Below are 11,075 nucleotides of genomic sequence, written 5' to 3'. Positions count from 1 at the left end.
GGTGACGGCATACGGGTCCCTGGTGTGGGTCGGCCAGGCGCTGGGTCCGCTCACCGAAGCGATCACCGACGACCTGATCCGGGTCACCGAGCAGATGATCCCGGTGACCGACGTCGCTTTCGATCTGGCCGAGATGCGGGCCGCCAGCATCGCCGAAAACGTCGCCGTCGTGCAGTACGTGCTGGCCAACAACATCGACCCGTCGACTGTCAGCCCGCCTGCCGGTGCCGCGGCCTACATCCAGCGGCTGGCCCGGCGCGGTGTGCCGTTGACGGTGCTGTTGCGCGCATACGGGTTGGGCCAATACCGGTTGCTCGACGCCGCCATCGGGCTGATCCTCGCTGTTCCGGGGCCTGATCAGCCTGCCAGGATCGCCGAGTTGCTCGAGTTCGCCGGCCGGTATCTCGATCGGCTCAACTCGTCGATGGGCAGAATCTACGAGGCAGAACGCGACCGCTGGCTCAGCAGCCGCCACGCGGCCCGCCAGCAGTGGATCGCCCGGCTGCTCGACAACGACGACGTCGACCTCCGCGCCGCCGAAGCGGCGCTGAACTACCGCCTGGACCGTCGACATCGCGCCGCGGAACTGTGGACCCCGCCGACCACCACCGGCGCCGACGCCGCGCGGGCGCTCGAGCAGGCGCGGCAGCTGCTGTCGGCGGCGATGGGCGCCGACGGCGCCGAACTCGTCTCGGCCACCGGCGCACGCGATATGCGGATCTGGTTTCCGGCCGAGGGCGATCGTCGGGCGCTCGACGTGCTCACCGAACGCATCGAAGCCTCGCAGCTGCCGGTGCGGGTAGCGCTCGGTCCCGCCGGGGACGGGCTGCGCGGGTTCCAGCGCTGCGCGCGCGGCGCGGCTCGGGTCAAAGCCCTGGTGATGTCCGCCGGACAGGACGCACCGGCCGTCGTCGACTTCGACGCTGTCGCCCCGTTCGCGCTCCTGGCAGACGAACCGGACGAACTCGCCGCCGTCGTACAGCGAGTCCTCGGGCCACTGGCCGCAAACAGCGCCAAAGCGCAATTGCTGCGGCACACACTGGATACTTTCCTGGCCGAAGACGGCAGTTATTCGCGCACCGCGCGGGTACTGCAAGTACATCGCAACACCGTCCAGTACCGCATCCAGCAGATCACCGGACGATACGGAATCACCGTGGACAGCGACAGCTTCGATGTACGTTTCGCCTTGGGTGTGTGCCGCTGGTACCGCAATGTGCTGACGCCCGCAGCCTGAATCGACCTGTCCCGCACCGGCGCTCGTGCGGTAGTACGGCACGATCGTTGTTTGTGCACTGCGCACAGAGCCACCGCCCGACACCGACAGGACCAGTACACCAGCGCCACAACGCGCCGGGGTGAGAGCACGTCGCGGGTGGTGGCGCTGACGGAACGTCGAGAACGCTCGACGTGACCCCCAACCTGGCCCGATTGCCAGCATCGGAATCGACCAGAGTGATCATTGATCTGAGTGGAATCGATGATGTGCTTGTGTGCGAGCTGATCGGCGTCGTCGCTGCGCCGGTAGGGGGTGAGGTGTCCTCCGCGGGGTGCCCAGTTCGGCCCCACCGGCCGCTACGTGTCCGCGACACCCGCTTCTGATCACGCCTATCCGGTTGCCTGCCTCCTCGAACATCGACAGGTAGCCGACTACCGGACGGGCGAATTTTGCGGAAAGGAGGCGATCCCCAGTCTCCCCGGACAGCGCGAAGGGCCCTCTGTTGAACAAAGGTAAAAGCCCAGCTAATCTAGCGTTTATCTTAGTTCAAATCCACGCGAGGAGATGTTGTGCCGATCCCTGTGGCTCTCGCAGGCCTGTTGCAGTTGACGTTGGCCGCGATGTTCGTCGTGATGCTTTCCGCCTACCGGACCGCCGGTCCTCGCGCGCAGGGGGCCGCGGAGGCGGAGACGGTCCGCCAGGGCGCGGATCCGGAGCTGCTCGGAGAGCACGGGGTCCGATTGGAGGAGGGCCGGTGGGGGTTCGTCGCGGGCTATGCGATCGCCGCCGTACTCACGGTGCTGGCTGCTCTCAATCTGGCCGGTAGCGAGATCGGGCGGGCATTGACCTGGGTGGTGCAGCCCCTGGTGCTCCTCGGCGTCGGCTACGTGACCACGATCCAGGTGTTCGCTATCCCGATGACCGCGTCGGCGTTCGCCAAGCTCGACGATCCGCGAGCGCGGAGCCTCGATGTTCGGGCCGTGCTGCGAGCCGCTGCCGCCGCGTTGCCGTCCTGGTACCGACCGGCGACGGTACTGAGGTGGCTGCTCGCGACCGTGGGTTCACTGGTCGTGATCGTCGCGCTCACGCTGCCCGCCGCTGGCAGCTACTTCTCCTGAGCGGCCGCCAGCCGGGCCTGCAGGCCGTCGAGCACGGTCTGCAAGCCGAATTCGAAACCGGTACTGCCGGGCAGAATTTCGACCGCGTCCGGCGTCGGAGTGTCGAGTCGGGCCCGTAGCCGGGGAAACTGCAATGCAGCTTCGGTGACGTAGGCCAGCGCATCGGGTCGGCGCGAGCCTACGTCGCCACCGTCGCGCCGCAACCGTGCCTCCCACGCGCGCTCGGCGGCCGAGCCCTGCGCCGCGCCGATCACGTACATCAGGACGGTCGCCGCGGCGCGGTCCGCATCGCGACCGGCGAAACCCGCGCCCTCGAATACCTCCAAACCGCATTCGTCGAAACGCGCTTTGCCCGGCCCGTAGATCACATGCGTGCTCATGGCCGCCAACAACCAGAAATGCCGGTCGATCATCTCGTGCACCTCGCGCGCCAATACCGCTGCAGCCGACCGCCAATCGGTGGCTGCGGGGTCGGGCAAGTCGATTTCGTGCCACACCAGGTCAGCGGCCAGTGTGACCAGTTCGTCCTTGTTCTTGACGTAGTAGTACATGGCCGTCGATGCCACGCCCAGCTGCGCACCGAGTCGTCGCACGTTCAAACCGGCTACTCCTCCTGCATCCAGCACCTCCACCGCAGCCCTCAGGACCTGCTCCTTGGTCAACGTCTCTCGCGGCACACTGCCTACCGTACTCAGGGGTTCCGGTAGTAACCGCCGAAAAACCAACGGATATGGCGTAGCCGCGGCTGATTGCTGGTGAGGGCCCGGTTCGGCCTGCGGTGGAGGCGGACTACTGGTTGGCTTGGCTCCCAACGTGGTTGGTTGCTGGGAGGTCGGTTTCGTGGCGACACGGGTGTTCGCGGATGAGGAGTTGGCGCGTCTGCGGGAGTTCCCGGAGATCGGCCGGGAGCAGCTGTTCCGGTTCTTCACGCTCTCGCCGGCGGATCTGGCGTTCGTCGATCCCGGCCGCGGTCGTGGGCCGGCTGATCGGCTCGCGATCGCGATCGCGTTGTGCACGTTGCCGTGGCTGGGATTCGTGCCCGATCGTGTGGTGACCGCCCCGCCGGTCGCGGTAGCGCGGTTGGCCGAGCAGCTGCGGCTCGACGGCACTGAGATCCGTTCCTACGGCCGCCGCGCCCAGACCCGCACCGACCATCTACGCCTGGTCGCTCAGTATCTGGGCTGGCGGGCGGCGGGTGCGCTCGAACTCAAGGAGCTCGACGAGTTCCTGCTCGCGCGGGCGATGGAGCATGATTCCCCGACTCTGCTGTTCCGGTTGGGGTGTGAGTATCTGATCTCGGCGCGGGGGATCCGGCCCGGTCCGGTGACCATGGTCGAACGCGTCGCCCACGCCCGCGAGCAGGCCCAGCGCGAGACCTACGACCGTCCGGCCCACGAGTTCACCCCGGCCCGCTGCGCCGAGTTGGACGCACTGCTGACCACCGATGCCTCGCTGGGGGTTTCGCGGTTGCGGTGGCTGTCGACCGGGCCGGTGGAGGCGTCCGCGGCTGCGGTGCGCGCCGAGGTCGACAAGCTGGCGTTCCTGCGCGGCCTGGGTGCCGACCGGCTCGATATGTCGGTGCTGCCCGCCGAGCGGCGACGGTTCCTGGCCACGATGGGGCGCCGGTTGACCCCGCAGGCGTTGGAACGCCGGGATCCGCAGCGGCGGTATCCGATCCTGCTCACCGTGCTGGCGCAGTCCGGAACCGACGTGCTCGACGAGGTCGTGGCCTTGTTCGATCAGGCGATCTCGGCGAAGTTCGGTGCCGCCGAACGCCGGATGCAGCAGGAATTGGCCGAACGCGGCAAATCCGGAGAGGACCGCCATGCCCTGCTGGACGACCTCCTGGCGATCGTGACCGATCCGGCGGTGGCCGATGAGGAGATCGGTGCGTTGATCCGCGGCGATGCGATCGGGTGGGAACGTCTGCGGGCGGCGATCGCGCAGGCCAAACCCCGGTTGCCGCGTGATCACGGGCACCTGGCCGCGCTGGACTCCTCCTACAACTACCTGCGCGGTGCTGTCAACGGTGGAGTTCGCGGGCGGGACCGCGGCGACGGAGTTGTTGATCGCGGTCGCGATGCTGCGTGAACTCAACGCGACCGCGCGGCGGAAGGTGTTCGACGAGGCCCCGACCGGGTTCGTGCCCGCGAAGTGGCGCGGCTACCTCGACGCGGCGCGCAAATCCGGCAGCGCTACCGCCTACCGGCACTACTGGGAGCTGTGCGTGCTGCTCGGGCTGCGCAGCGGGGACGTGTACGTGCCCGGCTCACGCCGCTACGCCGACCCGGCCGCCTACCTGCTCACACCGCAGCGGTGGGAACCGCAGCGCGGCGAGTTCTGCCGTTTGGTCGGGCGATCGGCCGATCCCGGCGTCGCCCTGGCCGCCGTCGTCGAAGAACTGCACACCGCGGTCGATGAACTCGAGACCGTGCTCGCCGAAGGTGAGGGGCCGGTACGCCTGGACGGCGAGTCCGGGGATCTGATCATCTCCCCGCTGACCGCCGAGGACGTTCCGGCCGAGGCGATCGCGCTCAAGGCCGAGCTGACCGAGATGCTGCCGTTCGCACCGATCGTGTCGTTGCTGATCGAGCTGGACAAACGCACCGGCTACCTGGACTGCTTCACCCACGCCGGCGGACAGGCCACCCGCACGCCGGAGTTGAAGCGCAACCTGATCGCGGTGCTGCTCGCGCACTCGACCAACCTCGGGTTGACCCGGATGGCCGAGGCCTGCGGCATCTCCTACGGCATCTTGTCCTGGACCGACGAATGGTATGTGCGCGAGGAAACCCTGCGCGCGGCCAACCTAGTACTCATCGACTACCACCAGCGGCTCCCGCTGACCCCGGTGTTCGGCACCGGGACCTTGTCGTCGAGCGACGGGCAGCGGTTCCCCACGCGCGGGAAATCCACCACCGCGCGGCCGATGAGCCGCTACTTCGCCGGTGAGGGCCTGTCGACCTACACCCATGTCACCGACACCCACGCCACCTACGGCACCAAGGTGATCGTGGCGACCAAACGCGAAGCCCACTACGTGCTCGACGAGATCCTGGGCAACGCCACCGATCTGCCGATCACCGAACACGCCACCGACACCCACGGGGTCACCCTGGTCAACTTCGGGTTGTTCGACCTGCTCGGGATGCAGCTTTCCCCGCGCATCCGGGACCTGGGCCGCATCACCCTCTACCGGCCGGGCCCCCGCGGCGACGCCGAGTCCCGGTTCCCGCACGCGGGCCCGCTGATGACCCGCAAGGCCAACATCGATCTGATCGCCGAGCACTGGGACGACCTGCTCCGGTTGGCCGGCTCGCTGAAGTTCGGGCACGCCACCGCCTCCCTGCTCGTCGGCAAGCTCTCCGCCTCGGGCCATCAGAACACCCTGGCCGCCGCGCTCAAGGAGTACGGGGCGCTGCGGCGCACCATCTACGCCGCGAAATACCTCTCCGATCCGGACTACCGGCGCAAGATCACCCGCCAGCTCAACAAGGGCGAATCCCTGCACGCACTACGCCGCGACCTGCTCTACGCACACGAGGGCACGATCCGCGCCCGCCAGCTCGCCGACCAGACCGAGCAAGCGTGGTGCCTGACCCTGGCCACCAACGCCGTGATCGCCTGGACCACCGAGTACTACGGCCTCGCGGTCGAGCAGATGCGCCGGGCCGGGCACCGCATCGACGACGAGGTCCTGGCCCACGTCAGCCCCGCGCACAGCGCCAACATCAACTTCTTCGGCGCGATCGAAGTCGACATCGAGGGCGAACTCGCCGCGCTCGGCCCGACGGGCTACCGGCCGCTGCGGGTGCGCGACACCCTGTTCTGACCGGTCCCGGCGTTACCCCAGGGCCCGGTTCGTGTGCTCGTGGTCGAGCCATTCGGTGGTCCTCATGTCCGGGATCAGGTCCGCGCAGGATCGTCCGTCCTGGGTCCAGTCGTGGTCCCAGGCCCGTGAGTGGTGCGGTCCGGCGATGTAGCCGAAGGAGTAGGGGCGCCCTCGACTCCGATCCGCAGCTTGTCGGCGGTGATGCCCGCCCACTGGCGTCCGGTGTGCCGGCTGATCACCCGCCGTGCCCGGCCGGTCCAGACGTGCAGGGCGTATTTCGGGCTCGCTGTGGGTGACGCCGGGATTCCATGCCGGCTCCTGGGTCGACTGCGCGGGCGGGGCGTCTGGTCGGCAGGTGACCGCGGCGCCGAAGGGGCGGCGCGTCAGTGGGGGCGATGCGGTTCGGCGTCGCGTCGGTCGGTGACATGCGTACTCCAGGTCCACGCTTCCCGCCGGGCGGTGTACGTCGGGGACCTCGCGGTCCGAATGGCGAGCCCGACATATGCAGAAGTTAGGACTTACTGCGTGCGAAGAGAATCGCTTGCTGAGCTTTCGCATCCGGGTCGAGCAGCATCTGGGCCTCGACCACGAATCCGGCATCGTGCAGCCACGATGCCATCTGGTTCGGCTGACGGCGGTGGACATGGACCTTCATCGGGTGACCGCCGTAGCCCTCTGTCTTCAACAGCGACTCGCCGCCGACGTGAAACAGGAGTTGCAACGGTCCGCCGGGACGCAATGCTTGGTGGAAGCGCCCGAATACAGTCGGCACCTCGTCGTCTGGGATGTGGATCAAAGACTGCCAGGCGAGCAGGCCGGCCACCGAAGCGACGGGCAGGTTCAGTTCCGTCATCGAGCCCACCTCGAACCGCAGGCCGGGGTGGTCGCGCCGGGCCACGTCGATCATCGCCGGGGAGAGGTCGATACCGAAGGCGTCGACACCGAGCTCATGCAGGTGGGCGGTGACTTCACCGGGGCCGCAGCCGACGTCCGCGACCGGTCCGCCGCCAGCGGTCCGCACGCTGTCGGCGAACAATGCCAGAGCCGCGCGAAGGTACTGGTGTCCGGCGAGGGCGCCGCGCACTTGGTCGGCATAGCTGACCGCAACCGTGTCATAAGAGGTTCGGGTGTCGGCCAACCAATCATCCGTGGTCATGACTGGCACGATATTCCATGATCGTGGCGGACTCGGCGCTACCCGGGAACGGCGAAGGTGCCTCCACCCGGCCGGGTGGAGGCACCGGAACGGCGGTACGCGTCTGGCCGTGACCGCTCAACGATAGCAGTGATACCCCGGATAATGGGCTGTTATCCGGGGTAACTTGAGAGGCGACCTGCGGCGGACCCGCTCCGGCGTGCACACGAAGCGACCCCGTTATCCGGGGCTAGTACTGACGAGGGGAATCCGATGGCCGCGAGAGTGACCCGGCTGCGTACCGCCCCGCCGGCGCGCACCCTGCGCACCGCCGCCGAGGCGTTCCTCGACACGATCGGCTCGGCGAACACCCGCCGCGCCTACGGCATCGCCGTCGTCAAGACCGTCGACCAGCTCGACGCCCGCCACGACGGACTCACCGCCGCCAGCCGCGCCCTGGACTCGGTCACCGACACCGAAGTCGGCGCCGCACTGGAAACCCTCTGGGGCACCGCCGCGGTGAACACCTGGAACGCGCGCCGCGCCGCAGTCGCCAGATGGCTGTCCTGGTGCGCCGAGCAGGGCTGGACCGCACCGAGCGTCCCGGCCTCGGCCGCGCGGTCCACACCGCCGGACTCCGACACCCCCGTCCGCTCGCGTACCGCGATCGACCGGCTCATCGCCCGCCGCGAGATCCACCTGCGGGAGAAGACGCTGTGGCGGATGCTGTACGAAACCTGTGCCCGTGCCGAGGAACTGCTCCAGCTCAACATCGAAGACCTCGACCTCGCAGGGCGGTGCGCGGCGGTGAAGTCCAAGGGCGCCAAACCCCGTACCCGCCGCCGCGGCGCCGCCCACCACGAACACGTCCTCGAGAACGTGTACTGGGACGCGGGCACCGCCCGCCTGCTGCCCCGGCTCATCCGCGACCGCACCCGCGGCCCTGTTTTCGTGACCCACCGCCGGCCGGGGCCCGGCAAGTACCTCGCCGACCGCGACGTTTGTCCCAACACCGGCCTGGCCCGGCTGTCCTACGACCAGGCCCGCGACCTGCTCGACGCCGCCACCGCCGTCGATGGACCCCGGACCGGCTGGGACCTGCACGAACTGCGCCACTCCGGCCTGACCCACCTCGGGGAATCCGGGGCCAGCCTGCTGGAACTGATGGCCAAGTCCCGCCACCGCAAAGCCGAGAACCTGCGCCGATACTTCAAACCGTCCCCACAGGCGATGCGCGAGCTGACCTCGATCTTGGGCCCGGGAGCCGAACGCCGACGCTGACCAGCAGCTACGTCATATCCGTTGATTTTTCGGCGGCTACTACCGGAACCCCGATCAGAGTCAACCCCGGTTTCAGGCACCAGCCAGACTGCGCGCTACCTGCGCTGTACCGCGATGTGGCAAGGGTCGAAGCTGACCAGATGCTCACAGACCGAGTTTGGTGACGGCGTTGTCGTCCAAGGGGTTTGCGGTGCGGATATAGCGGTGCACGGTGCGCGGGTTGGACCAGCGGCCCTGGCGCATGATTTCGCGGTCGGCCGCGCCACCGAGTGCGGCTTGGGTGGCAAAACCGGCGCGAAGGGAGTGGCCGGAGAACAGAGCGGGGTCGAGGCCTGCGCGAGCGGCGTAGCGTTTGACGAGCTCGGCGACCGCGCGCCCGGAGATGGGGTCGGCGCCGATGCCGCCGTGCCGGGTGACGGCGGGGAACAGGGGCTGATCGGCGCGGATGGCCGCCGGGACTGCGGTGAAGCCGTGGCAGCTGTGGATGCCGGGATCGGGTGCCGGTGTGGCGGTGAGCTGTTCGCGCAGACGGTCTGGGTCGGTGGCGTGGCGGGCGAGCAGGGTGATCCAGTCGGCGAACGCACAGACAGGGCAGGTGTGCGGGCGAGTGCCGCGCGGCAGGACGACGCGTTGTTCGGTGATGCCGGTGGGATCGGTTTTGGTGCTGGGCAGGTGGACGAGCAGGACGGGTTCGCCGGTGGTGTGATCTTGGGCGAGGTGCACGTCGCGCACACGCAGGGCGGCCAGTTCGCTGCGGCGCAGGGCACCGGCGAATCCGACGAGCAATGCCAGGGTGTCGCGGCGGCGCGCGGGTTCGGTGGGCCAGCCCGGGTCGGGGAGCCCGGCCAGAAGTTGTTCGAGGGTGTGCAATAGGACGGGCCGTTTGCGGGTGGGCCGCGTGCGGCGGGTGCGTCGGATACCGCGCAGGGTGAGGCGGACGACGTCGCTGCGGGTGGGAGAGGGCAGACCATTGGCGGCGTGTACGGCGGCGATCGCGGCGGCTTTGCGTTCGAGGGTCGCGGGGCGGAAGGCGTATTCACCGTCGTCGCGGCGGGCGTCGGCGGCCGCAGCAAGGTAGACGGCCACATCGAGCGGGTCCGCGGGCAGCGCCTGTCTGGCTTCGACGCCGCACCACGCCGTCCAGGCGATCCAGTCGCTGCGGTAGGCGCGCACGGTGTTGGCCGATTGTGATGCTTCGAGGTAGCGGCCGAGGGCGGCGGCTTGATCGTCGGCGAATCGTTCGCGAACCCGGCGCAGCGCCGCGGCATCGACGAGGACACTGCGCACCCCGCGTTCCAGTTCTACTCGCACGGGATCAGGGATCGCGATGACGGCCGCCTGCGCGGAGGAAGGGTGCTCGGACATCAATCCCCGTTCGGTGGAGCGGATCTGGGTGCGGCGATGTGTCGAATGTAGCCGGTGGGGGCCGGGCGTTCGGGCAGTCGCCGGGCGCGTCCCGGTGAGCAGGGAGGGTGGCACCAGCCGAGCCACCCACGGTCACAGCATGGGGTCTGACCGGATTGCTCGTGGTGCTGTACATGCTCAATGCCTCCGACAAGGCGGTGTTCGGCCTCGTCGCGCAACCGCTGGGCGATGGGCATCGTCGTGGATACCTCGTCCTCGAAGGTCGATGGTTACACCGCGGCGTTCCAGTTCCTCGGCGCACACGCCGCGATCGTCGCGCTCGTTCGCGCCGACCCGATCCGTGACCGCGAATTGCTGCGAGCCACTCGCTGACTCATGCGGTGAACCCGGCTGCGGGCGCGCCGCAGGTGCTCACCCGGTGGCTATCGGGGCAAAGATGCTGCCGATGACGAGGGCGATCTGGGTGACGGCTCGGTCGATCGGACCGGTCGGCTGGAACAGATGGCTCAGGGCGAGCCGGACGACGGCCTCGACCATGGTGTCGAGGTCGTCGTCGGCGATGTCGACGAGACCGTATTGGTTGCGCACGACGGCGGTGAGGGCGGGGATCGCGCGGCCGAGCACGGGTTCGGGCTCGGTCATCAGCACGGGCAGCAGGCTGGTGTCGGCGCTGGAGCGTCCGGCGAGCACGGCTTTGAGCAGGGCATTGTCGGCGCCGGTGCGCAGGGTGTATTCGACGGCGGCGGTGAGGCCGTCGATGACGTCGGCGGGTTGGGCGGCGATGGTTTCGGCGATGCCGGTGAGGAAAGTGTCGAGTTCGTTGGCGATGACGACGTCGGCGAGGTCTTGTTTGGTGCCGATTTCCTTGTAGAGCACCGGCCGGCTGACGCCGACTTCCTTGGCGACGCGCGACATGTTCACCGCGCCCCAGCCTTCGGTGCAGACCAGGTTGCGTGCGGTGTCGATGACGCGGGCGCGCAGGACCTGGCGCATCTCGGTGTGAAAGTTCGGCGCTTCAGCCACGAGAGCCATCGTACATGAAAGTTCAGAACGTTCCATCGTTGACAACACGGCGCAAAGTGTTTCTAATGAATACACATCACAGCAAAGTGTAAATGCGGCTGG

General features: G+C 68.4%; 8 protein-coding genes and 1 pseudogene. 5 read left to right on the top strand and 4 right to left on the bottom strand.

From position 1 onward, the window contains the following. Nucleotide 1: 1 nt before the first annotated feature. The gene (locus tag ACFXNW_RS19045) at nt 2-1,237 is read left to right on the top strand and encodes a PucR family transcriptional regulator (protein ID WP_379419024.1); all 1,236 of its coding nucleotides are present in this window, start codon (nt 2-4) and stop codon (nt 1,235-1,237) included. Nucleotides 1,238-1,788: 551 nt separating this feature from the next. Next, a complete protein-coding gene (locus tag ACFXNW_RS19040) occupies nt 1,789-2,337 on the top strand; it encodes a hypothetical protein (protein ID WP_379419023.1) in 549 nt (182 codons plus the stop codon). Here the strand turns inward: ACFXNW_RS19040 and ACFXNW_RS19035 are convergent. Continuing rightward, nucleotides 2,325-3,014 (bottom strand): TetR/AcrR family transcriptional regulator, encoded by a 690-nt coding sequence (locus ACFXNW_RS19035; RefSeq protein ID WP_379419022.1) that lies wholly within the window; start codon nt 3,012-3,014, stop codon nt 2,325-2,327. The two genes, ACFXNW_RS19040 and ACFXNW_RS19035, sit on opposite strands and share 13 nt — an antisense overlap. Before the next feature lie 163 nt (nt 3,015-3,177). Between ACFXNW_RS19035 and ACFXNW_RS19030 the strand changes: the two are divergent. Continuing rightward, nucleotides 3,178-6,169 (top strand): annotated as a pseudogene (locus ACFXNW_RS19030) (Tn3 family transposase). A gap of 511 nt (nt 6,170-6,680) precedes the next feature. Here ACFXNW_RS19030 and ACFXNW_RS19025 read toward each other — a convergent pair. Further along, entirely contained in the window at nt 6,681-7,325 is a 645-nt protein-coding gene (locus ACFXNW_RS19025; protein ID WP_379419021.1) for a class I SAM-dependent methyltransferase, read from the bottom strand. Nucleotides 7,326-7,577: 252 nt separating this feature from the next. Between ACFXNW_RS19025 and ACFXNW_RS19020 the strand changes: the two genes are divergently transcribed. Beyond that, the gene (locus tag ACFXNW_RS19020) at nt 7,578-8,585 is read left to right on the top strand and encodes a tyrosine-type recombinase/integrase (protein ID WP_379419020.1); all 1,008 of its coding nucleotides are present in this window, start codon (nt 7,578-7,580) and stop codon (nt 8,583-8,585) included. Nucleotides 8,586-8,729: 144 nt separating this feature from the next. Here the strand turns inward: ACFXNW_RS19020 and ACFXNW_RS19015 are convergent, their stop codons facing one another. Beyond that, entirely contained in the window at nt 8,730-9,950 is a 1,221-nt protein-coding gene (locus tag ACFXNW_RS19015; RefSeq protein WP_379419019.1) for a site-specific integrase, read from the bottom strand. A 228-nt stretch (nt 9,951-10,178) separates the two neighbouring features. On the opposite strand from ACFXNW_RS19015, the gene ACFXNW_RS19010 reads away from it, so the two are divergent. Beyond that, a complete protein-coding gene (locus tag ACFXNW_RS19010) occupies nt 10,179-10,322 on the top strand; it encodes a hypothetical protein (protein WP_379419018.1) in 144 nt (47 codons plus the stop codon). A 39-nt stretch (nt 10,323-10,361) separates the two neighbouring features. On the opposite strand, the gene ACFXNW_RS19005 is transcribed toward ACFXNW_RS19010, so the two are convergent. Beyond that, complete coding sequence (locus tag ACFXNW_RS19005; RefSeq protein WP_379419017.1) at nt 10,362-10,973, bottom strand: TetR family transcriptional regulator; 612 nt, start codon at nt 10,971-10,973, stop codon at nt 10,362-10,364. Between the last annotated feature and the right edge of the window lie 102 nt (nt 10,974-11,075).

Origin of the sequence: Nocardia sp. NPDC059180, from assembly GCF_042754945.1 — a bacterium.
Classification (GTDB): domain Bacteria; phylum Actinomycetota; class Actinomycetes; order Mycobacteriales; family Mycobacteriaceae; genus Nocardia.
This window is presented reverse-complemented; position numbering and strand designations above follow the sequence as displayed.

Coding starts and splice junctions, on each gene's coding strand:
- ACFXNW_RS19025 (WP_379419021.1), bottom strand. CDS start 7,325: ATGACCACGGATGATTGGTTGGCCGACACCCGAACCTCTTATGACACG.
- ACFXNW_RS19020 (WP_379419020.1), top strand. CDS start 7,578: ATGGCCGCGAGAGTGACCCGGCTGCGTACCGCCCCGCCGGCGCGCACC.
- ACFXNW_RS19015 (WP_379419019.1), bottom strand. CDS start 9,950: ATGTCCGAGCACCCTTCCTCCGCGCAGGCGGCCGTCATCGCGATCCCT.
- ACFXNW_RS19010 (WP_379419018.1), top strand. CDS start 10,179: ATGGGCATCGTCGTGGATACCTCGTCCTCGAAGGTCGATGGTTACACC.